Origin of the sequence: Treponema sp. B152, assembly GCF_024181665.1 — a bacterium.
GTDB classification, from domain to species: Bacteria; Spirochaetota; Spirochaetia; order Treponematales; family Treponemataceae; genus Treponema_B; species Treponema_B denticola.
The window spans coordinates 2,646,517-2,670,232 of record NZ_CP058668.1; the positions used below are offsets into that span (position 1 = coordinate 2,646,517).

Annotated in this window: 18 protein-coding genes; 10 read left to right on the forward strand and 8 right to left on the reverse strand. The window is 37.2% G+C overall.

From position 1 onward, the window contains the following. Positions 1 to 7 precede the first annotated feature (7 nt). Positions 8 to 1,039, forward strand: coding sequence for a 3-dehydroquinate synthase (locus HYB91_RS12475; RefSeq protein WP_002676369.1), 1,032 nt, complete (start codon positions 8 to 10; stop codon positions 1,037 to 1,039). Then, entirely contained in the window at positions 1,036 to 2,178 is a 1,143-nt protein-coding gene (locus tag HYB91_RS12480; protein WP_002676368.1) for a cysteine desulfurase family protein, read from the forward strand. The genes HYB91_RS12475 and HYB91_RS12480 overlap by 4 nt, the downstream gene beginning before the upstream one ends. A 26-nt stretch (positions 2,179 to 2,204) precedes the next feature. Here HYB91_RS12480 and HYB91_RS12485 read toward each other — a convergent pair whose 3' ends face one another. After that, a complete protein-coding gene (locus HYB91_RS12485) occupies positions 2,205 to 3,497 on the reverse strand; it encodes a cyclic nucleotide-binding domain-containing protein (RefSeq protein WP_002676366.1) in 1,293 nt (430 codons plus the stop codon). A gap of 63 nt (positions 3,498 to 3,560) precedes the next feature. On the opposite strand from HYB91_RS12485, the gene glgX reads away from it, so the two are divergent. Continuing rightward, positions 3,561 to 5,705, forward strand: a complete 2,145-nt coding sequence (gene glgX / locus HYB91_RS12490) for a glycogen debranching protein GlgX (RefSeq protein WP_002676365.1) — start codon at positions 3,561 to 3,563, stop codon at positions 5,703 to 5,705. A 70-nt stretch (positions 5,706 to 5,775) separates the two neighbouring features. Then, entirely contained in the window at positions 5,776 to 7,746 is a 1,971-nt protein-coding gene (locus HYB91_RS12495; RefSeq protein WP_002676363.1) for an alpha/beta hydrolase family protein, read from the forward strand. On the opposite strand, the gene HYB91_RS12500 is transcribed toward HYB91_RS12495, so the two are convergent. Next, a complete protein-coding gene (locus HYB91_RS12500) occupies positions 7,736 to 9,022 on the reverse strand; it encodes a site-specific DNA-methyltransferase (RefSeq protein ID WP_002676362.1) in 1,287 nt (428 codons plus the stop codon). The genes HYB91_RS12495 and HYB91_RS12500 overlap by 11 nt on opposite strands. Positions 9,023 to 9,153: 131 nt before the next feature. Here HYB91_RS12500 and HYB91_RS12505 point away from each other — a divergent pair, with 131 nt between their 5' ends. Next, the gene (locus tag HYB91_RS12505) at positions 9,154 to 9,873 is read left to right on the forward strand and encodes a DUF3298 and DUF4163 domain-containing protein (protein ID WP_002676361.1); all 720 of its coding nucleotides are present in this window, start codon (positions 9,154 to 9,156) and stop codon (positions 9,871 to 9,873) included. 88 nt (positions 9,874 to 9,961) lie between these two features. On the opposite strand, the gene HYB91_RS12510 is transcribed toward HYB91_RS12505, so the two are convergent. The 4 genes from HYB91_RS12510 to murB form a co-directional block, all read right to left on the reverse strand. Beyond that, on the reverse strand, positions 9,962 to 10,486 hold the full coding sequence (locus HYB91_RS12510) for a DUF1697 domain-containing protein (protein ID WP_002666760.1): 525 nt from the start codon (positions 10,484 to 10,486) through the stop codon (positions 9,962 to 9,964). A gap of 139 nt (positions 10,487 to 10,625) precedes the next feature. Further along, positions 10,626 to 11,960: a H2O-forming NADH oxidase gene (gene nox, locus HYB91_RS12515; protein ID WP_002676360.1), complete on the reverse strand. Its 1,335-nt coding sequence runs from the start codon at positions 11,958 to 11,960 to the stop codon at positions 10,626 to 10,628. Positions 11,961 to 12,140: 180 nt separating this feature from the next. Further along, on the reverse strand, positions 12,141 to 12,284 hold the full coding sequence (locus tag HYB91_RS12520) for a hypothetical protein (protein ID WP_002673249.1): 144 nt from the start codon (positions 12,282 to 12,284) through the stop codon (positions 12,141 to 12,143). Positions 12,285 to 12,454: 170 nt separating this feature from the next. After that, positions 12,455 to 13,426 carry a UDP-N-acetylmuramate dehydrogenase gene (gene murB, locus HYB91_RS12525; RefSeq protein ID WP_002676359.1) on the reverse strand — a complete coding sequence of 324 codons (972 nt, stop codon included), beginning with the start codon at positions 13,424 to 13,426 and terminating at the stop codon, positions 12,455 to 12,457. A gap of 51 nt (positions 13,427 to 13,477) precedes the next feature. Here murB and HYB91_RS12530 point away from each other — a divergent pair, with 51 nt between their 5' ends. From HYB91_RS12530 to HYB91_RS12545, 4 genes are read left to right on the forward strand one after another with little or no spacing between them, the layout of a single operon-like run. Continuing rightward, positions 13,478 to 14,956 carry a cysteine--tRNA ligase gene (locus HYB91_RS12530; RefSeq protein WP_002666765.1) on the forward strand — a complete coding sequence of 493 codons (1,479 nt, stop codon included), beginning with the start codon at positions 13,478 to 13,480 and terminating at the stop codon, positions 14,954 to 14,956. A 44-nt stretch (positions 14,957 to 15,000) separates the two neighbouring features. After that, positions 15,001 to 15,543, forward strand: coding sequence for an RNA polymerase sigma factor (locus HYB91_RS12535; RefSeq protein WP_002666766.1), 543 nt, complete (start codon positions 15,001 to 15,003; stop codon positions 15,541 to 15,543). Then, entirely contained in the window at positions 15,527 to 16,189 is a 663-nt protein-coding gene (locus HYB91_RS12540; protein ID WP_002673255.1) for an anti-sigma factor family protein, read from the forward strand. The genes HYB91_RS12535 and HYB91_RS12540 overlap by 17 nt, the downstream gene beginning before the upstream one ends. After that, the gene (locus HYB91_RS12545; protein WP_002676356.1) at positions 16,179 to 17,858 is read left to right on the forward strand and encodes a transglutaminase domain-containing protein; all 1,680 of its coding nucleotides are present in this window, start codon (positions 16,179 to 16,181) and stop codon (positions 17,856 to 17,858) included. The genes HYB91_RS12540 and HYB91_RS12545 overlap by 11 nt, the downstream gene beginning before the upstream one ends. 32 nt (positions 17,859 to 17,890) lie before the next feature. On the opposite strand, the gene HYB91_RS12550 is transcribed toward HYB91_RS12545, so the two are convergent. Beyond that, positions 17,891 to 19,333 carry a TrkH family potassium uptake protein gene (locus HYB91_RS12550; protein ID WP_002676354.1) on the reverse strand — a complete coding sequence of 481 codons (1,443 nt, stop codon included), beginning with the start codon at positions 19,331 to 19,333 and terminating at the stop codon, positions 17,891 to 17,893. Positions 19,334 to 19,340: 7 nt separating this feature from the next. Beyond that, complete coding sequence (gene trkA, locus HYB91_RS12555) at positions 19,341 to 20,741, reverse strand: Trk system potassium transporter TrkA (RefSeq protein WP_002676352.1); 1,401 nt, start codon at positions 20,739 to 20,741, stop codon at positions 19,341 to 19,343. Between the two features lie 127 nt (positions 20,742 to 20,868). Here trkA and HYB91_RS12560 point away from each other — a divergent pair, with 127 nt between their 5' ends. Then, positions 20,869 to 23,700: a PD-(D/E)XK nuclease family protein gene (locus HYB91_RS12560; RefSeq protein ID WP_002676350.1), complete on the forward strand. Its 2,832-nt coding sequence runs from the start codon at positions 20,869 to 20,871 to the stop codon at positions 23,698 to 23,700. Positions 23,701 to 23,716 lie beyond the last annotated feature (16 nt).

Here is a 23,716-nt window from a genome sequence, read left to right on the forward strand (position 1 = left end):
ATAATTTATGGATAGTTTTATTTTTACAACGGTTCAAGGGACAACCGAAGTGTTTTACTGCGATGAGCCTTTTGTACCGCCTGTAGGTACAGCCGGCGGAATGTATATCGCCGATTCAAATACTGCTCCTATTGCAAAGGGTGCAAGAAATTTTCGTTCGGACCTTCCCTTGGTTGTCATTGAAGCCGGAGAAGAAAATAAAAATTTTACTTCCCTTGTATCTATTTTAAAAACCGCCCTTGATGCGGGCTTAAGCCGGAACTCTGTTTTTATCGGGGTTGGTGGAGGTCTTGTCTGCGATTTGGCGGCCTTTGCTGCCTCGGTTTATATGAGGGGGGCAAAATGCAAACTTGTTCCTACCAGTCTTTTAGCCATGGCGGATGCAGCCATCGGCGGAAAAACTGCAATAAATTTTGACGGTTATAAAAACATGGTAGGAACTTTTTTTAAGGCTGATGAAATTTACATAAGTCCCAAAGTCTTAAAAAGTTTAAGCGAAGCGGAATATCTTTCAGGAATGTTCGAGATATTTAAGATGGGCCTTTTATATTCAAAAGATATTTACCAAGTTTTTAGAACACAAAGAGAAAAAATTTTTGCAAGAGATGAAGGCCTTTGCTTGGACCTTGTTAAAATAGCTGTTGAGGCAAAAGCACTGGTTGTAAGCCGCGACTTTGGCGAAAAAAATGAAAGAGCTTTTTTAAACTTGGGGCATACCTTTGGCCATGCGTTAGAATCCGTTTTAAATTTTTCAAAGATTTCTCATGGGGAGGCTGTTGCTTGGGGAATGTCAAAGGCGATGCTATTAGGTAAAAAATTAGGCTTAACCGATTCTTCCTATGCGGATGAGGTTTGCTCTATTATACATTCTTATAGCCGCATAGATGCTCCGCTCTTATATGATAAGGAGAAGGTGCTTTTAGCAATGAAAAAAGATAAAAAAAATATGGACGGTAAAATCCGTTTGATTTTACAAAAAAATATTTGCGAGACTTTTATGTATGAAGCTTCTGAAAAAGACATCAGGGAGGTTCTATGATTTATTTGGATTGGGCGGCAACAGCCATTCCTCAAGAAGATATAATTACGGAGGCCTTAAAAAAAGCTTTTAAATATTTTGCAAACCCTTCTTCAAAACATTTTTTAGGTAAGGATGCTCGAAAAATTTTAGAAGACACTCGTTCGGAAATTGCAGAACTTTTGAATACGGCACCCGATCATATTATTTTTACATCGGGAGGAACTGAGGGGAATTATATTCCTATGCTCTCTCTTTTAGCCCTTCCTTCTCCTTGCTCGATTGCGGTCAGCAGTATAGAACATTCCACAGTCAGGGAACAGGCTGCCGTTATGAAGGCACGGGGTTATAAGATTTTACAAATTCCTGCGGATAAAAACGGCTTTATAAGTGCCGATGCGGTTTTAAAAACCATAGGGCCCGATACGGCCTTTGTTTCGGTAATGGCGGTAAACAATGAAACTGGAGCAATTCAGCCCATCGCCGAAATAGGAAAGGCTCTTGAAGAATATTCTAAGGGAAAAAGAAAAATCCATTTTCATACCGATGCTGTCCAAGCTATAGGAAAGATTCCTTTTGAGCTTTCAAAACTATCCATTCATTCGGCTTCTTTTAGCGGACACAAAATAGGAGCCCCCAGAGGAATCGGTTTTTTGTATCTTGCTAAAAATATGGAGGCCTTTATCCGAGGGGGCGGGCAAGAAAATGGAATAAGGCCCGGAACCGAAAACCTTGCAGGTATTTTAGCTCTGTCCGGCTGCTTAAAAAAATATTATAAAAATTTAGACGGCTATGTTTTTCATGCAAAAGAATTAACGGATTTTTTAATTGAAGAACTGGCAGGTATTGAGGGCCTAAGCTTTATTCCCGAATCCCGTCCGCAGTTAAAGGATAAATTTTCTCCGTGGATTTTACAGTTTGCGGTTAAAGAATTAACCGGTGAGGTCCTTGTCCGCTGCTTGTCGGAAAAGGGAATCTGTATTTCTACAGGTTCTGCATGTTCATCAAAAAAACAAACCCGCCCCGTTTTAGAGGCTATGAAAATTGATGCTAAGGTTCAGCAAAATTCAGTGCGTGTTTCAATAGGGCCCTTAACACAAAGGGGAGAGCTCGAAGTCTTTGTTAAAACCCTAAAAGAAACATTAATAGAATTCCGCTGATTAAATTAAGGGCTTTATTGGAATTACTACTTGTTATTTTCTTGTTCTTCTTTTAGTTGTGCCGTAATCTTTGATTGACGGGCTAAGCGGTTAGCCAACAATCGGGATAAGAAAATACCGTAATGAGGATATTCTTCTATCAGCTTCATAAAATTCATCTTAGGAATCTTTACAAGAGAGCCTTCTCCGATAGATACGACAGTAGCAGATCTTCTGTCATTCATTAAAAAGGCCATTTCACCTATAAAAATATCAGCCGGTGTTAAAACCGACATCAATTTATTGTTTACATAGACTGCATAGCGTCCCGAACTTATATAAAAAAGATCGCTTGAATCCTCGTTTTCGCGGCAGACAATCTGCATGTGTTTGAAGGTTAGTAATTGCTGGGATTTTAAAATAGCAGGTGTCAAGTTTGCTATATTTCTTTGGTTATTTACCTCAAATGAAACCTCATTCCCAATATTATTATAGCGTAGATTTTTAACAAGGGTTTGAGAAAGTTTAATGCCCATTCCGTGAAGGCCTGCTTCAAAGTCTGATTCAAGATGGCTTTTCCAGTCAAAACCGTTTCCTTCATCCTTGATAGTTATCTTTGTTTTTTCAGGCAGTACCGAATATGTGATATAAACTTTTTTCTTTCTTATTTCAGGCTGTTTTTGTTTTTCGGCAATTAAATCGAGCATATTTTTTCCGCTTCGCAGCCATTTATTCTTTTCCTCATAAGAGATATTACAGTTTCCGTGTTCTACTGCATTAAGTAAAAATTCCATCATTGCAGTTTGTAAGGAAGATCGTTCTTCTTCATTTACTCTGTTGGTATTGTAAAGATAAGTTCCTATCAGGTTTGCGTAGAAAACTATTTCAAATGGGTCGGTATCGCTTACAAAATGACCTGTCTCTTTTTCATCAGCCCTCTGGTGCATTCCTCTGTTAAAAAGAAAATGTTGATGTTGGTTTAAAATCTTTATAATCTGTTCGGTGTTTTTTTCAAAATCTTTTCTTGTACATACAAATAGAAAGTTAGGTTCCTTTATTTGTTCAAGTTTTGCTTTTTCTTGACGGTCGTTGGTAATGGCTATAATTCCTCCGAATAAAAGCCACGGATCATCTTTTATAATCCTAACACAAGCCTCGGCATCGATATTAGGATCTCCGAAATCGATAATCTTGATTTCAGGCATTTCATATTTAAAAAACGAAACAATGTCTTCATATTTATCAAGGACTGCAATATCGACGTTTTCTATGTTTTGTGCAGCATTTTTTAATCCGTCCACGGTAGTCTGTATTGTGCTTATTATGGGAACCTTTTTCATTATTATTTCCTTTAAAACGTTGTTTTCATTATAGCATAAATTTAAAATACATACTATACTTTAATGATGAATATGAACGATTTATCTTTTTTTCAGGGAAAAGCTTCTCCATTAGGCGCAAAATTAAGCTGTGATGGAGTGAATTTCAGCGTCTTTTCACGAAATGCAAAGGAAATAGTTCTACACTTATTTGAAAATGTAGAGGATTCCGAGCCGATAATCTCATATAAACTGGATCCTCAAATAAATAAAACCGGTGATGTTTGGCATGTGTTTGTTTCCGGTTTAAAAAGTTGGGCATTTTATTTGTATACGGCTGACGGAGAGTTTTCGCCTTCAGCTGGTTTTTTATTCGATGAAAATAATTATTTACTTGACCCTTATGCAAGACTTATAAGTTCTCATTCGGTATTTAATTCGGAGCAAATTTTTAATCAAAGAGAAAGTAAAGCTTCCGGCGGTAAAAATCAACATAAAAGAACGGCAAAGGGATTCCCAAAATGTGTAGTTATCGATGATAGGGAATTCGATTGGCAGGGAGATAAACCCTTAAATATTCCGCTCCAAAAATGTGTGATATATGAAGCTCATGTAAAGGGCTTTTCTTTTTTAAACGATAAAATAAGTCCTACAAAACGGGGTAAATATTCAGGTCTTGTGGAGCTGATTCCGTATTTAAAGGATTTGGGCATTACTTCTCTTGAGCTCCTGCCCGTTTTTGATTTTGATGAAAATGAAAATATGAATATAAATCCTAAAACCGGCGTTAGGCTAAAAAACTATTGGGGATACAGCACAATTGCTTTTTTTGCACCTAAGGCCCTCTATGCCGAAGATCCGGGTAATGCCGTAAACGAGTTTAAATTTATGGTCAGGGAATTTCATAAAGCCGGTATCGAAATAATATTGGATGTGGTGTTTAACCATACTGCGGAAGGAAACGAAAACGGTCCCGTTTTTTCTTTTAAGGGATTTGATAATTCCATTTACTATCATCTTGAAGATAATAAGCTTTATTATAAAAATTTTTCGGGCTGCGGTAACAGTCTAAAAACCTCGGAAATTCCTGTTATAAAATTTATATTGGATTGTCTGCGGTATTGGGTAACTGAAATGCATGTAGACGGATTCCGTTTTGATTTGGCTCCCGTTCTGGCACGCGATAAAACCGGAAGTATAGATTTAAATTCTTTTATGATACAGGCTATCGCAGATGATTCCATTCTTCGTTCTACAAAGATTATAGCTGAAGCTTGGGATGCTGCCGGTGCATACATGGTAGGAAAATTTCCCGGGCGTTGGGCGGAATGGAACGATTTATTCCGTAACTCCGTCAGAGAGTTTTGGCTGCAGCCCAATCCTGATATAAGACACTTGGCAACCAGAGTAACCGGTTCTGCGGATTTATATTCTCAAAAAGGCAGAAGGCCTTATCAGTCAATAAATTTTGTCTGCTGTCATGACGGCTTTACCCTTTGCGATTTGCTAAGTTATTCCGAAAAACATAACGAAGAAAACGGGGAAAATAACCGTGACGGCTCAAATGAAAATTTAAGCTATAATCATGGAATAGAAGGATCCGCATCTGTCGAAATTGAAAGAATGCGTATGAGGTCTGCAAAAAATATTTTGACAACGCTTATTCTTTCAGCCGGCACGCCCATGATTAACATGGGAGATGAGGTATTCCGTACACAAAACGGAAACAATAATGCTTATTGTCAGGATAATGAAATGTCGTGGTTTGATTGGGGACTTTTAAATGAAAATAAGGACCTATTCGAATTTACCAAAAAACTTATCAATTTAAGGAAGACTCATTTTTCTTTTTTAAGAAAACATTTTTTTACCGGAGCTTCGAAGATTAACGGCACTCCAAGCGATATAACTTGGTTTGATTATCAGGCACAAAAACCCAATTGGAATGCGCCTTCAAATTTTTTAGCCTTTTTAATAGACGGCAACAAAATTAATTTGGAAAGCGATGAAGATGATAACGATTTTTATGTTATGACCAATAGTTATAATAACGATATAACCGTGAGACTTCCCCCTCCGTCTTCCGGCGGGAAGATATGGCATCGTCTTATAGACACCTCGTACACGAGTGGACAAGATTTTTTAGATGAAGAACATACCGAGCAGATTATGAATCAGCAAATATATGTCGTGCTTGCCCGCACAACTGTAGTTTTAATTGCAAAGTGACGAGTCCCCTTGTTTAAACTGCCCGATAGTGTTATACTTATTTAACAAAAATTCTTAAAGGAGAACTTTGATGAAGACAATAAAGTTGGACGATTTTAAAAATTACGAATTTTTAAGTAACCTTAAATTTTCGGAAGACGGAAGATATGCGGCCTATATTTGTGCTCATGCCGATCTAACCGAAAACGATTATAACAAGGCTCTTTTTCTTTTGGACATGGAAACAAAAAAGACAAAGCAGCTTACGGGCGAGGATGTAAATTCTTTTTACGGCTTTGACGGCGATCGCCTCCTTTTTTCTGCAAGAAGAACGAAAAAAGAAAAGGAAGAAAAAGAGAAAACCTTTGTTTATGCTATCCCCGTTTCGGGCGGTGAGGCCTTGCTTGCCTACACCTTCCCCCATCCCGTTTTAAAAATGGAATTTGCCGATAAAAAGACGGCTGTTGTTTTACACTCATGGAAGGATGACCCGTTTAAAAAGCTGCCTAAAGAAAAAGCAGAAGAAGCAAAAAAAGATGAGGCCGATTATGAAACCTTTGAAGAGATTCCGTTTTGGAGTAACGGGGGCGGTTTTACCTCGCGCAAGAGAAACCGGCTCTTTGTTTATAATCTTTCAAACATGAAGGGTACGGCTCTAACCGATGAGTTTACTCAGGTTGACGGTTTTGATTTTGATAAAAAGACCCAAGAGATTCTATTTACAAAATCAACTTATACCGATAAGATGCCCATCTATAATGAGCTGATGCTCATGCCCTTAAAAACAAAAAAGGCAAAGCTTTTAAATGGCGGTCAAGATTTTATGTACGCCGATGCCAAATTTTTCAAAGATAAAATTCTTTATACGGGCGCCGACGGAAAAAAATACGGCGTAAACCAAGATGCCGATATTTATCTTATTCCCAAAACCGGAACGGGAGCGAAGATGATTTCGCCCAAGGATTATGACAAGAGCTTATGGAATTCCGTGGGATCCGATTCAAGGTTTGGAGGCGGTGCTAACTCCCATGTCAAAGACGGAAAATATTATTTTATTACAACCGAGGATGATTCTTCCTTTGTAAATGTCATTGACGAAAAAGGAGAATTAAAACAGCTTATTTCCGAAAAAGGTTCTGTGGACTGCTTTGCCGTTCATGAAGAAAAAATTCTTTTTATCGGTTTTAGAAAACAGGAATTACAAGAAGTTTATCTTTTTGAAGATAAAAAAGAAACCTGCCTCACAAAGCATAATACCTATGCTTCAAAGTTGCAAAAGATTGTGCCCGAGGAATTCGAGTTTACAAATGACGGTGTTAAACTCCACGGCTTTGTTTTAAAGCCTTTAAACTACAAGGCCGGAAAAAAATATCCCGGTATCTTGACAATTCACGGCGGACCTAAGACCGCTTACGGTTCAATTTTTCATCACGAGATGCAGTTTTTAGCTCAATCCGGTTACTTTGTGTTTTATACGAATCCCCGCGGTGCCGACGGAATGGGTCGAGCCTTTGCCGATATCCGGGGCAAGTACGGAACAATCGACTACTCCGATTTAATGAAGCTTACGGATGAGGTTTTAAAGAAGTATAAAGATATCGACAAGGAAAAAGTAGGCGTTATGGGCGGCTCTTACGGCGGTTTTATGACAAACTGGATTATCGGCCACACAAACCGCTTTGCGGCAGCCTGCTCTCAGCGTTCTATTTCAAACTGGATTTCCAAATTCGGAATTACCGATATCGGTTATTATTTTAATTCCGACCAAAACGGAGGAGTTACTCCTTGGAAGGGTGTAGAAAAAATGTGGGATCACAGCCCGCTCAAGTATGCCGATAAGTGCAAAACGCCGACCCTTTTTATTCAGTCGGATGAGGACTACCGCTGCTTTGAGGCCTGCGCCTTCCAAATGTTTACGGCTCTAAAATATCACGGCTGCGAAGCAAAGCTTGTCTTGTTCCATGGGGAAAATCATGACCTATCCAGAACGGGAAAACCCAAGCACCGAATCCGCCGCTTAACCGAGATATTCAACTGGTTTGAAAAGTATCTTAAAAAATAAGGCCTTGCTCTCCGCTTAATTCCAAATACTTAAACCCGAAAGTTGTTTGAGAAAATCTTTTTTGGATTAAGGCGGAGGCTCTTATAATTCTTTCCCTGCCCAGCTCGGCTATTGTTTTAAAGCCGGCCTTGAGGGCAGGGGAATCCTCAGGGCAAGGCTCTCCTCTTTGTACCAAGATAAATTTTCGGTTTTCGTTGAGCTCTGCGTTTAGTTCCATCACGGCATGGGCTGTTGTTGCCGAACCCGAAAAAAAATCTAAAACAACCGCATTGTCCGAATTCGGAACCAGCTTAAAAAGATATTTTAAAAGAGAAACCGGTTTTGCATAATCGAAAATCTTTGCTCCGAATAAGACTTTTTGTTCATATACACTTTGTATATTTGTTTTAACATATTCTGCAGGCAGGAGCGATTTCGGAACCGTTTCTTCCCTTTTTTCAAGGTAGGTTTTTACATAGATAGTCCATTTTGTAGACCGCCCATTTATATCGGTAAAAACGGATTTGTCCGATTTTTTAAATTCGATTAGATTTTTTTCTAAAAGATTAAAAAAACTTTTTTCGACAAAGCGGTAAATATAGCCTGCCTTAGGAACGATAAAATTCCCGTCAGGCGTTTTTATAGGATATTTTTGCCTTTTTGCATCCGTTTTATTTTTCCATGCAAATTGTTGGTATCTAAAAAATCTTCCGTCAGCATCTCTGTATTTATACATTTTCTTCGCCTTTTCCGGCATCGGGGCAGTCATGGGCTTAACCTTAGTTTTATCCTTGGCGTATAAGACAATGTACTCATGCGATGTGTTGATATGCTTTTTGCGTAAGCCTCCGCCGGTCGAGTTATTCCATACAAGGGTAGAAATAAAATTTTTCGTACCGAAGATTTCATCAAGGATTATCCTTAAATAAGGGCAGGTCTTATCGTCAATGCTTATAAAAATAAGACCGTCATCAGTTAATAAGTTTTTTGCAAGGCTCAATCTTACATAAAGATAATTCATCCATTCTGTCTTAGTTTGAAAATTATCGGCATAAGTAAATTTTTTCCCCGTATTGTACGGAGGATCAATGTATATTATTTTGATTTTATCTTTATAATCTTTTTGTAAAAAAAGAAGGGCATAGAGATTGTCGGATTCAATGTATAAATTTTTTGCATCTTCAGAATTAAAACTTTTTACTTTGTTTTCAGTAAAAGAAAATTTACTTTGATTTTTTAATAAAAGGTTCAGTTCGGAAAGAACCTTATTCTTTCCTTCCCATGTGAAAACACCCATATTCGGCCCTGAAAATGACTATATAATAAAAAAGGCTTTTATTCAATAATGTGTTAAAAAAAGGTAAAACCCTCTTTACATTTTTTCTATATATTATACAATGTTCAAAATATTTTTATATGGAGAATATTATGAAATCAAAAATTATGGTTCTTTTTTGCTTTGTTCTTTTTGTGTTTTCGCTTAATGCTTCAGGTGCTGCAGAAACATCTTCTCATGATGCAATAGGGGGCGCTACCGAAAGCAATTCAAAGGCTGAGGTTAAACAAGCTGCCGTTCATTGTGAGTTAAAAATAGATTTTCCGATTTTTGAAGATGTTCCGGCTTTAAATGCTATCGTGTCAAAAACGGTAAAAGGCAAGGTTACCGCATTTTGGAATAATTATTATTCCGTTTCTCCCGATGATATGGCAAAATCGTCCACTCCTCAAAATTTTGAGCTGATTATCGGTTATGATGATATTGTACGGGATGGAAATTATATAAGTTTTGTTTTATCGGTCTATGAATATATGGGAGGTGCTCACGGCCTTACATCGTTGGTTCCTATAAACTATGATATAAAAACAAAAAAACTCGTATCCTTAGCTGATGTTGTACGCCCTGCTTCAAAAAACTGGCTTGTCAAGTTATCGAATGAGGCAAGAAAAATACTAATGGAGAAGGTTAAGAAAGGGGATTTATCATCCGATGAGTCGATGATAAAAGAAGGAACGGAACCTAAACTTGAAAATTTTAAAGTTTTTAAAATCGAAAACGGAAAAATAAAAATTATTTTTGAGCAATATCAGGTCGCTCCATATTCAGAAGGATTGCCTGAAATTATAATTCCGATAGATTTTTTTAAATAACATCCGCTTAACCTGCATTTGCCGCTTAACCTGCATTTGCGGCTTGTCCGCAATATCAGGTTGAAGCGGATGTTAGGTAAGTTTTTTATCAGCACTTTGCAAGATATCGAGCCGTATTAACATTTCGTATTGTCATATCTTTATATGCTTTATGCGATATTATTTTATTTAAATGGCTTTTATTATAATCTTCTCGCCGAACATTCCAGATTAATGCACCCTTAACATATATTACTTGTATATATTCCTTTTTTATCGGTAATTCATTTATTATATTTTCATTATCTATTGATTCAAATAAATACGCTACATCGGTCTTTAGATCATCATTATTTTGCCAATCACCGGGGATACTATTTGCTATTTCTACCACTTCACTTTTTGTCTTTACTAATACTTTTACTTCATTTCCGCTTGTTATATGTAATGCTTTTTCAATATTCTCTGTGATACTGTTTTTCTTGTCATTTGATTTAAAAATGACATTTCCGGAATTGATATATGTTGAAACATTTGAAAAACCGCATTGCTCAAATAATGTTTTCAATTCTTTCATGTTAATTTTTATTGAGTTTCCAACATTGATACCCCTGAGTAATGCTATATAATCCATAATATCCCTTATTAATTATACTTACTAAATACTATAGTTTTATTTTTTAGTAATATTTTATCTACTGAAAATCCATATTGAAATCGTATTTATTCATAATATTAATCACTCTCAATTTTTTTTCTTAAAAAGCTAAAACCTATTTTGCTCCCAAGGCGGCCATGGTTATGTAATTATACGGCTTATTAAAGTGGGGCAAAAAGAAGATGTCTAAAAGTTTAAGCTTATCGATTGTAAGCTTTTCTTGGATTGCAAGGGAGAACATGTGAATACCCATAGACATATCATAGGTCGAAGCCATTTGAGCACCGATTATAACCCTCGTTTTTTTGTTATACACAATCCTTAATTTTACCGGAGGATTATCGTGTTCCATAAATTCGGGACGCTGCAAATCTTCAAAGTCGGTAAACTCAACATCAAGCCCCAGCTTTTTTGCACGCTCTACAGTAAGGCCGCTTGATACCATTTTCAAGTCATATATATTGATTCCGTTAGAACCTTGGACTCCTATGCCTTCTAAGGGAATTCCTGCTGCGTTATGGGCGGCTATAATTCCGCTTCTTACCGCATTTGTTGCAAGGGCAATGTAGGATTTTTCTCCTAAAGAGTTATCAAAAACTGTTGCACAGTCTCCTATTGCGTAAACATCTTTTATGCTTGTCTCTTGCTTTAGGTTGACCGAATAGGCTCCGTTTTTAAAGGTTTCAAGTTTATCTTTTCCAAGGTCGGTATTGGGCCTAAAACCGATACAGACGACTACCATGTCGGCCGGATATTCTCCCTTGTCCGTAACAACGGCTTCTACCTTTGTTGTTCCTTTGATTTCTTGGACGAGCTGATTATATGCAAGTTTGATTCCGTGATCGTTTAAATTTTTATCCATTAAATCGGTAAAAGGCTTATCGTAATAGTTTGAAAGACTTGACGGCATTGCATCAATGAGCACAACTTCCTTATTATGCCTTTTAAAGGCTTCGGCAAGTTCAACACCGATGTATCCGGCTCCTACAACTGCAATTTTTTTAATATCGGGATTTTTTAGCTTGTCGATAACTTCTTGGGCATTTTGAAAAATCTTTACCTGCTGAACATTTTCCAAGTCCATGCCCTTAATCTTCGGCATTATAGGAATTGAACCTGTTGCAAGGATTAATTTATCATAGGATTCTTCGATGGGCTGTGAACCCTTTACCGTTCCGTATACGATTTTTTTATCGAAATCTATGCGTGTAATATCGGCTTCCATTGTAACCTTAGCACCCTTTGCTTCCAGTTTTTCCTTATTGGAATAAAAGAGACCTTCGGAACCTCTGATCTGATTTCCTATCCAGAGGGCCATTCCGCAGCCTAAAAAGCTGATATTGGTATTTCTGTCAAAGACAACGACTTCATTTTCTTTTGAAAGTTCAGTTAAAAAATTAATGGCCGACGTTCCGGCGTGATTTGCACCCACCACTACAATTTTGCTCATATTTAGCTCCTTCGCTGCCTTAAAATACAGCTCTTATATTTTACATATAAATTCTTATTTAGTATAGGGTGTAAGTTGTTTTCGGTGTGCGCAGATAAAAAAAGACCCGCAAAAGCGGGTCTTTAGTTTTATGGATAAATCTTTACCTAAAGATTTTATAGCCTCAAAGTGTTTACAAAATTAGATTGTAAAGTAATTGACTCCTACATGAGCTTTCCAAACAAGGGCCTGCTCTTGAATTTTTTCTTGCGGTGTAAGTAGTTCAGATCTTTGAGGGTTTCCGCTTTTTCTGTTTGACTTAATAAATCTTAATAATGTTTTCATCTTTTTCTCTCCTTAAAGATATTGGCAGTTTTATCTGCTCTTGATATATCTAATATACTTTAAAAAAATAAATAAGTCAAGCGATTTTAAAAGAATTTTATGTATTTTTGTGTAAAAATTAAGAAATACTTGTAATTTTTTGCGTTTTATTGCGGTAATCTCTAAAAAGTCTAGCCCCAATCGCCTGCAAAAATAACTTCCGGTTCAAGTAAAAAGCCCGTCTTATCTTTAACCGTTTTTTGAACCTTTTCTATCAAAGTTTTTATATCCGAGGCTGAAGCATCATGCTTGTTAATTATAAAATTTCCGTGCCAAGGAGCGACCTGAGCCCCTCCTTCGCAGAGACCTTTTAATCCGGCATCCTCTATCAGCTTGCCGCTGGGCTGCCCGAAGGCTCTGTTATTTTTAAATGTACTTCCTGCAGAAGGTTCCTTAAAATGTCCCTTTGAAATTCTATCTTGAACTTTTTCCTCGGTTTTGACAGCAATTTCTTCTTTTATTCCATGGGTTAAGGTAAAAACGGCAGAAAGAACTATCTTTCTATTTTTTGTAATCTCGGTACTTACCGGATTTTGTTGAAACGGCGAAACCTTATAATCCCAATCGGAAGGATTATATTCATATTCTGCAAATTCCGTTTTATCGCCATCGGCTAAGATATATTTTATCGATTTTAACCTATCCGAGATTGAAACATCATAGCAGCGTGCATTCATAAATACGGCCCCTCCGACGCTGCCGGGAAGGCCTCCGAAACATTCCAGGCCCGAAAAAGCTTTTCCTACAGCCCATTTTGTAAGCTTATCGGTGAGGACGCCTGCTCCGGCTCTTACAAAAACCTTGTTTTCGGATTCGCCTATGATTTCTATCTTGTTTAAATTTTTTAGGCTTATTAAAATACCTTTAAACCCCTTATCGGAGACAAGAATGTTTGTTCCGCCGCCTATTAACGATGCCGAAATCTTATTTTTGCTTAAAAAAATTAAGGCTTCTTTTAAATGGTCTTCATCTTTAGGACAAAAAAGAGCTTCTGCAGGGCCTCCGATTTTGTATGATGTAAGAGGCTTTAGGGGTTTATAGAATTCTATAGTTCCCTCTTGAAATAAAGGGGTATTATGAAGTATACTAAATAAATTATTCATTTGATTTTAGTATATACTATTATGTATTAGGTAACAAGATAGGGGAGACGTATGAGTTTAAAATTACATAATACCTTAGGTAATAAAAAAGAAGAATTTATTCCCATTCATGAAGGCAAGGCCGGAGTTTACGGCTGCGGGCCTACCGTATATGACTATGCACATATAGGAAACTTACGCACCTATGTTTTTCAAGATATTCTTGTTAAGACTTTAAGATTTTTAGGTTATGATGTTACCCATGTTATGAATATAACCGACGTCGGGCATCTGACGGATGACGAAGATTCGGGTGAAGATAAGATGGTAAAATCTGCAGAAGAACGCGGAAAATCGGTGCTTGAAATTGCAGAATTTTATACAAAGGCCTTTTTTAACGATACCGAAAGGCTGAATATCGAAAGGCCCGGTATTGTATGCAAGGCTACAGAGCACATAAATGAAATGATAGAGCTTATAAAAAGAATAGAAGCGAACGGGCACACCTACATGGCCGGAGGAAACCTCTACTATGATATTTCTACCTTTCCTAAATATGGAGAATTGGCAAACATAAACCTTGAAGACCTTAAAGCCGGTGCCCGTATCGAAATAGATAAAAACAAACGCAATCCTCATGACTTTGTTCTTTGGTTTACAAAGAGCAAGTTTGAAAATCAAGCCCTTGTCTGGGATTCGCCTTGGGGACGAGGCTATCCCGGCTGGCATATCGAATGTTCTGCCATGAGTATGAAGTACCTGGGTGAACAAATCGATATTCACAAGGGCGGTATAGATCATATAAGGGTACATCATACCAATGAAATAGCCCAATCCGAAGGAGCAACGGGTAAAAAATGGGTAAATTATTGGCTTCATAACGAATTCCTGGTTATGAATAAGGGCAAAATGTCTAAGTCTGCAGGTTCTTTTATCATTTTGGAAGATGTTATCAATAAGGGTTTTTCAGCTCTTGACTACCGTTTCTTGCTTTTGGGCGGGCATTACCGAAGTCAGCTTACCTTTTCATGGGAAGCTATGGAAACGGCAAAAAACGGCCGAAAAAACTTAAATAACAGAGTTGCAAAATGGTTGGATGGATTATCGGATTCCGAAATAATGGAGTATGCAGCCTTGACAGAAAACCTTAACCTTAAAAGTGCAAAAGATATGATAAAAAATGAAAAAGCACGCAGTTGCTTTGATAATTTTATTGCCGCTATGGAAGATGATTTATCTACACCAAAGGCCTTATCGGAGTTGCAGCTTTTGATAAAGGAAAAAGACATTCCGCAAAAGGATGTGTTAACGGTTCTTGCCGCTATGGATTCGATTTTGGGCATCAAATTGATAGAAGAATCCTTTAATACGCTAAAGGATAAAGGTTCTATTGAAATCGATGAATCCGAAATTCTTAAATTAATAGAGGAGAGAGCTTCGGCAAAACTTGACAAAAATTATAAACTGGCTGATGAAATTCGGGATAAGCTAAAGGGTATGGGCATTATCCTTGAAGACCAGGCCGGTAAAACAACATGGAAAAAATTATAAGTTTTGTGATTTTTTAATAAAACTGTAACGTCTTGGAGTTCGGAATGTTTAAAGGAAAAGGTATTTTGAGGGCAACATCAGATGAAGATTTTAGAGCAATCTACGAAGCCCTTATGCCTGTTATTTATAAAGTAGCTTACAATATAGTCAGAGAAGGGGACATAGCAGAGGATATATGCCATGATTCTTTGATAAAAATGACCGAAAAAAAGATGGAGTTTCCGTCTATAGATGATGCTAAATACTGGCTCATTAGGGTTACGAGGAATGCATCTCTTAATCATGTAAAAAGGTGCGGCCGTGAGCGAAAGGCTTATGCTAAAGCGCTAAAGGAAGACACGCGCAAAGTCGATACTGGTGAAGAGATTATATTGAAGCAAGAGTCTATAAATTCGGTTCAAGCCGCTCTTGAAAAATTGCCTAAAAATTTAAGGGCTGTTTTACAGCTTAAAGAATATGGCAGTTTGAATTACAAGGAGATAGGGAGCATTCTTGGAATAAGCGAAGGTAATGTGAAGGTTCGAGTTTTTAGAGCTCGTGAACAATTATCAAAGTATATAGGAGAAAGCGATGTCTACATGCCCTGATAAAGATTTATATTCGGCCTATGTTGATGGAGAATTACAGTCCCCATGGAAAGAAAAAATTGAAGTTCACTTGGTTTCTTGTGAAAAATGCAGGAGTGTGGTTGACTCATATAGAAAAATCAGTTTAAAACTATCTGAAAATTCTTTTCCTGAGCCTGACCTTGACGGTTCTTTCCTTAAACTCTATGCCAAAAGGCAGGATTGCCTAAAAAAAATGGAATTCAACAAGAGCAAACCTACAAGCTGGTTCTATAAATCGAATAAAATTCCTATCCCGGCCTTAGCGGCGGCTGCCTTGTTTCTTTTTGTGTTGACACCTATTATTGTTTTGAGTACGCAAGAAAGTTTAGAACCATCCGGAGCTGTTGCAGCTACCGAATTTAAAGCTATTGATTCTATAATTAATGGTTTAAAACCCGTAAATAAATTCAAGTTAAATGTTTCAAATGTTTTGGGCGTAAATGAAGATGTATCGGTTTTTGAAGGCAAAAAGAAGGAAATAAATTTAAGCCAATATGTAAATTTATACTTGCCTCCCTCAAATAACGCAGAATTTGATATATTAAAGCAAGAAATAAAGCCTCAAGTTTTATTTCTTAACACTCAAAATGCAATAACCCGAACCTCCGTAAACAATGGGCAATAGATTTACTTATTTATTTAGAAAATATTTTGTTTTTAGGTTTTTTGTATTCCTCCTTCTTTTCTGCGGCCTAGCGGCTCTTATTTTTTATTTAACATCTTTGACTGCAAAATATCCTTTGATAACCGAAATTAGTCCCCCGATTGCTCAAGCCGGTGATGAAATTGTAATAACCGGAGAGCATTTCGGAAACGAAGTAGACTCTTCATGGATTGAAATCGGAGATGCTATCATTCAAGCGGAAAATTGTACTGTCTGGACAGATAAAAAAATTGTTTTTAAGTATCCTGAATATCAAAACGGCGGCATAGTATATGTTGTTGTACAAAATAAAAAATCTTTGCCTTCATTTATGGCTTCAGTTGAATCAATGCCTGTAATAAAAGATAAGGCTCATTCGGGCGGAATTCCTTCAATAATTGCTTTAAACAGGGATTTTGCCGAGGTAGGAAGCATTATAAAAATTTCAGGTGAAAATTTTGGTGAGACAAGGGGAAGCTCCCAAGTTTTGTTTGTATCCGATTTTAATGCTTCAATGATTGAACAAGTTGAAAAAAAAGAAGAAATAGAGGCCGCCCGTTGTTCGGACTATGATTACGATTTTGTGTTTTGGTCAAATCAGGAGCTTCACGTAAGGGTTCCGGATGGAGCGGATTCCGGAATGCTTTTGGTTGTAACTTCTTCAGGAGCCAGCAACACTGTTCCCTTTAGAGTAAAAAACAAGATAGGCACAAAGACTTATTCAAACAAAAAGAATTTTACAATTGCTGCCGAGGTTGATATTTCAAATGTAGAGGCCATAGAAAAAAATTCTCTTTTTATAAAGGTTCCGCTTCCGATTCAGTCCTATTCGCAGAGAGATGTTAAGGTTTTGTCTATTAATCCCACTCCTTTTGTAGCCGATTATCAGGGGGCTGCCATTCATCAGTATGAAAATATAAATTCTTCTACAAAAATTCACATAAGACAAGAGTATGGCGTAAACACCTATGAGGTAAATACAAGGATTAATCCCGTTAATGTAAGAGTTAACTCCCGTCAAAACAAGGCTATCTATGATAATTATGCTATTGCTACCGAGTTAATTCCGGCGAATGATCCTCTTATTCAAAAAACGGCAGCCGAAATTGTTCAAAATGAAAGAAACCCTTACAATAAGGCAAGACGCATATATAATTATTTATTAAAAAATGTCGAAATAATTCCGGCTTCAATATTGAATTCCGGGGCTTCGCCTGTAAATGCATTAAAAGAAAAAAAGGCCGATACCTACGATATAGCTATTTTGTTCGCAGCTCTTGCAAGAGCTGCCGGTATACCCGCTCAGCCTATTGCCGGAATCATTGCAGATGTTTCTCAAACAAGTTATCTTCACTGGTGGGCAGAGTTTTATCTGGAAGGCTTCGGATGGATACCTGTAGACCTCGGTTTAGCAAAGTCCGTTCCCTTTGATATGGGCGTTCCCCAAAGTGAAAACTGGTACTTCGGTAATTTGGATGCTTTTAGGATCGCGTTTTCCCGAGGTGAGAATATTCAGCCGCCGATGGCATCTAACAGTACAATGGTATCAAAAGAAAGAAGTTATGCCTTTTATAACGGCTGGGAAGAGTTTTCGGGCCTTACAAAATATAATTCCGTTTGGAAAACTCCGAACATAATCGCTATTTACTAAAAAGAATATCCTCAAATACAGCTGCCGGAAGTTTATCTTTTCCAAAATGCAGGCATAAAATAAATTATCATTGTGTATAGTTCCAACCGCCCTGCAAGCATTACAAAAGAAAAGAAAATCTTTACAGGGGATGAAAAAAATGCAAAGTTTCCTGCCGGGCCTACTCTTCCAAAACCGGGGCCTATGTTTCCTATAAGGGCAAGAGAAGCCGTAAAGCCGCTCAATAAGTCAGCTCCGTCGGCAGCTGCAACCAAGGCTGTAATAAGGGTCAAGAGGAAGTAGCAAAACATAAAACCTGCAACGCTGTAAACTATGTCCTTTCTTCCCGGGCGGTTATTAAGCTGAATACCGAAAACACCGTGCGGGCTTAAAAGCCGTTTTGCTTCCATTCCGGCTTGCTTTTGCAGTATCAGCCAGCGGATTACCTTGATGCTTCCTGCCGTTGAGCCTGAGCAGCCTCCGACAAACATCAAGAAAAACAAGACCATTTTTGCGAACTCCGGCCATGCGTTATAGTCGGCCGTTGAAAAGCCTGTTGTCGTTATTATCGAGGCGACTTGGAAAAAGCTTTGTCTTAAACCTCCTCCGATTCCGTAAATTGGATAGATAGAAAGAGCAATTAAAACGGTTGATACAAATACTATTTTAAGATAGGCTTTAAGTTCCGAATTATGGAAAAATTCTTCAGGGTTTCCGGTAAACAGGTGAAAATAAAGACTGAAGTTGACGCCTGCCAAAATCATAAAGACAGCACAAATAATTTCAACCGACGGAGAATTGAAGGCTCCAACGCTTGCGTTTCTTGTAGAGAAGCCTCCTGTGCCCAACGAGGCGAAGGTGTGGCAGAGGGCTTCGAGAAATGGAAGTCCTGCAAGCATTAAAAGGATTATCTGCACTATAGTCATTCCAAGATAGATAAACCAAAGAGCTTTTGCCGTGTGGGTTATCTTTGCCGTTACCTTTCCCTTGTCGGGGCCGGTAGTTTCACTTTTGATTAGATGAAAGCCTCCTACTCCCAAAAGAGGAAAGAGGGCAACGGTGAGGGCTACTATTCCCATCCCTCCAAGCCAGTGCATCTGGGTACGCCATACATGCATTGTCATTGGGCATGCTTCGACATTGGTAAGAATCGTTGCTCCCGTTGTTGTAAAACCGGATACGGATTCAAAGATGGCGTCTGCAAAGTTGGGTATCACGCCTGAAATACATAATGGTATTGCTCCTAAAATACCCGCAGCTATCCATGCTGCTGCAACCAATATTATACCGCCCGAAACCGAAAGTCTGACTTTTTTGTTTCTCAAAAAAAAGAAAAAAGCTGCTGCAACGGCAAAGACAAAGGCTGTAGGAATTAAAAAAGACGGAATCAAATAAGCTTCGTTTTCATAGAGGGCTGTTCCAATCGGAATGATGAAGCTTATGGAAATTATTGCGAGAATCATAAAAATTATTCGGACATATTGTAAGGCTTTCATTTAAAATCTAATTGCCTCCGAATATTTTTATAATTTCGTCGCTTCTCGAAGATTTTACTATAAAGACAATTTTATATCCGGCCTTGACCTCCGTATCTCCGGTAGGAATCTGTTCGCCGTTTTCATCCGTAACAAGAAGAACAAGATAGACTCCATGCTGAGATATATCTTTTAGTTTTTGTCCGAGAACAGGACTTTTTTCGGAAACCTGCAGTTCTATTATTTCAAGTTTACCGTCACCCATTGTATGAACGCTTGTTACGTTTTCGCTTACAAGATGACTCATTATAGAATCTACAACTACATCCTTAAAAGAGACTGCAACATCGACACCGATCTTATATGCAACATTTTCAAGTACGGCGCTTTGAACGAGGGATATCGTTTTATAAACACCAAGGGTTTTTAAGTATGCACAGGCAATCATATTAAATTCATAGTTCGGTGTTGTGCATATTACCAAGTCGAATGAGTCAAGGCCTATTTCGTCCACAAAGGATTCGTCTGTAACATCGGCTTTATAGATAGAAGCTTCGGGGAATTCGGCAGCAACTTCCTTTGCCTTTTTATCATTGGTCTCGATAATGGAAATCTTCCATTTTTGATTTAGATTTATCGGCAAAAGTTTTGAAAGAAAAGATTTTCCTTTTGAATTTTTAAGCAAGTATTCCGCAATGCTTTTTCCTATTCGGCCCATTCCTACCAAGGCAATTTTTTTAAATTCTTGAGTTTCGAAGCCTGACAATTCATAAAATCTTTTTATATGCTCCGGCTTTGTTAAAATTGAAACCCGTGTTCCTGCCGTTAAAATAGTATCGCCTGACGGAATTCTATTTTTTCCGTTTTGCTCAACACTTACAACTATGAAGGGAATGTCAACATATTTTCTGATATCAAAAACGGCAAGACCGTCCAGAGTGCTTTTTTCGCAAACATTAAATCGGGAAAGTTCATAGCTTGAATTCTCAAAGGATAGAATATCACTGACTGCTCCGTGTTCGATAGCTTGAATCACAGCGAGGGCGGCTTCTTCATCGGGATAAACCAGAGCGTTTATACCCAGAGTTCTTTCTTCCGAAAAATTTAAAGCCTTTACATAGTCTTCATTACGGACTCTTGCTATTTTTATAACTTGGGGGGCGAGACTATCCGCGATACCGCAGATTATCATATTGAGTTCATCCGAGTCGGTTACGGCTATCATGGCTTCGGCCTTTTTTATGCCTGCATCCAAGAGGATTTGAGTATCGTTTCCTGCGGCCTGTACTACCATACAATCCAGCCTATTAGCTGCATGGCGGGCTGTTTCTTCATCTCTTTCTATCAAAACAACATCATGTTTTTTTCTTATGAGCCTGCGGGCTAATTCACTTCCGGTAACGCCGCCGCCAACTATAATTATTTTCATATTTTTATAGTACTATAAATTTTGTTTTTTGAAAAGGGCATAAAAATTCTTAATTAAAGTATTCTTAATTTAAGAAAAAAATAAGCTCTTAATAATTTTTATATTTTATGATATAATCATAACCGGTATGAATTTAATAGAACAAACAATAAAGACTTATGGAAGAAATTTACAAAACGTTTTTGTATTTCCTTCGAGGATTGCTTCAAGGTTATGGTTTCAAAAATCGCTTAACATTACCGGATTGGGGACTGTCCCTTCGGAAAATTATATGTCGTGGGACGGTTTTAAAGAATCTTGTCTTGTCTCTCAGGCGGCTTCTTTAAGTCCCGTATCAAATACGGTGCGCAGAATTTTTGCCCAATATATAAGCCGTCTTAATTCGGAAAAGGCAAAAGACGGAAAACCGCTGTTTAAATTTCTTATTCCGCAAGACTATGCCGAAACGGGTGCCGTATTTTCCGAATGGATTGCAGGGATTTTGCCCCAGCTTGATCACTTTGAAAAGCGGTATGCCGATAAAGGTTCCGATTTTTTAGAAGATGATGAAATGAAGGACTATCTTGTTTTAAAGAATGAGTATACCGATTTTTTAAAAAAGAATTCTTTGTTTGAGCCTTCTTGGGTTTCTTCCGAATTTTATTCATACCAAAAAAAATATATTATTATTTATCCCGAATTAATGGAGGATTTTAGTGAACATGCGGAGCTTTTAAAGCAGCAGGAAGAAATCGGCTATATCCCATGTCCTAAATTCAATCAAAAGAAAAACTTAATTGATGTTTATAAAAATTCCAGAAGCGAATTAAAAAATACCGTTTTACAAATCGAGAAACTTCTCAGTGAAGGAGTGAGAGCCGATGAGATTGCCGTAAGTGTTCCCGATATTGAAAACTATGCGGCTTATATAAAAAGAGAATTTTATCTTAGAGGGATTCCAGCAGAATTCCGGTCGGGTTTTAAGTTGGGGCTTGAACAAGCCGGTAAACTTTTTTCTCTTATTTATGATTGCGTGCAAAATAATTTTGCTTTTGAATTTATGAAGCCTATTGTTTTAAATAAGCACATCCCTTGGAAGGATAGGGAAGGGGCTGAAGCCTTAATAGATTACGGAGTAAAAAACAACTGTGCAGTATCGTGGAAAGAAAATAAAGAAGATACTGTGTATAAAAATATTTGGATAGAATCTTTTAAAATAAATTATGAAAGAGATGAAATTGAAGTTGAGCAAAAGAAAAAAGCGAGAGATTGGTTTTATAGTTTTTATTATGCCGTAAATAGAATTTGCGAATCCAAAACTTTTGCAGATTTACAAAAAAATTATTTTTTATTTAGAAATGAATTAATAGATGAAAATCTTTTTTCCGAAAAAGATAATGCAATCTTGGGCCGCTGTATTTCTTGTCTTCAAGAACTTTTATATTTGGAAGATAAGTTTGAAGCCTATATGCCTTGCGATAGGTTTAAGTTTTTTATTTCGGAATTGGATAAGGCTATCTATGTTCCTCAAAATACAGGGCTTGCCGTAAGTATATTTCCTTACAGAGTTGCCGCTGCAACTCCTTTTAGCTATCATTTTGTTTTAAATTGTAGTCAAGACCATACAAATATTATTTATAATAAACTTTCTTTTTTGCGTAAGGATAAAAGAGAAGCTTTGGGTGTTTTTGAAGCCGATGCATCTTCTTATTTTTTTGAAGCCTATACAGAATCTCCCAATACCGTTTTTAGTTTTAGTCCTCACAATTTTAATTCGTATTTGATTATAAATAATCTTTTTGAAATTTCTGAAGACGAAGAAATTAAAAATGCTGAACGGGTAAATAAAAAAATAAAAGAATTAAAATACTATGATTCTTTTTTACTTGATTATCCCGAGAAGAAAGAAGATTACTCAGAGGAAACTTCTGCAATATATAAGATTCAAAAAAATGCAGTCTCAACATTTTCAACATTAAAGAGGAAAAAAGATTTTTCTTATTTGCAAAATTCATACGATAGGATTAGCGAAGAATTAAATTCGTATATGGAAGAAAATTTATTTAAGGAAGGTGCTCTTAAATTAAGTCAAACCGATTTAAAAATATTTACCGAGTGTCCCGTTTCATGGTTTTTAGAAAAAGTTCTTTCCGTCTTTTCGGAAAACTATGATGCAGGTATCTTTGATGCCAGAAATATCGGCAACCTTTCGCACAATGTTTTGGAAGTTCTTTATAAAGAGATAGGTTCAACGGATAAATATTTTAATTCTAAAAACTTAGATACTTATATTGAAAGAGCTTCTTTAATATTCGATGACCTTGCAGAAAAATCCATGGATTTTAGAGGTGCTTTAGCAAAGCCCTTTATTCAATCCTTAAAAAAAAGGGTGATGGAAGCCGTCAATTTTGTTTTAGAAAGCGATGCTTCGCTTTTGGATGGATATGCTCCTAAATGGGTAGAAGAATGGATAGAAATAGAAAATGACGGCATTTTATATCGGGGTAAAATAGACAGGGCTTCTTTTCCGCAAGATGAGAGGAGCGGAGTAATCATAGATTATAAAACAAATAATATGCCGTCTTATTCTTCCTACGGTAAAAAAAATTCAAGTGTAGAAGAAATAGAATTGACTGATTTTCAGATACCAATGTATATCTTTTTAGCTGAATCCAAATTAAAAAAGGATTCAAAAAATGAAAATTTTGAAACTATAGAACATGCATGGTTTTTAAGTTTTGTGCAGCAAAAAATAAACAAGGTTGTAAACGATAATGAAGCTATTCCGGTTACACGGAGCGGATCCGAAAGAACCCGTGAAGATTTTCAATCTTCAATCGACGCATTTATTAATGAAGCGGAAAGATTTGCAGAGCAGGTGAAAACCCAAGATTTTACAAAGCCTTCTACCCTTTCATTTGAAACATGCAGTACATGCGGGTTTAAACATATTTGCAGGACAGCTTATTCGGTTAAGTAAATTTTATTGGAGATAA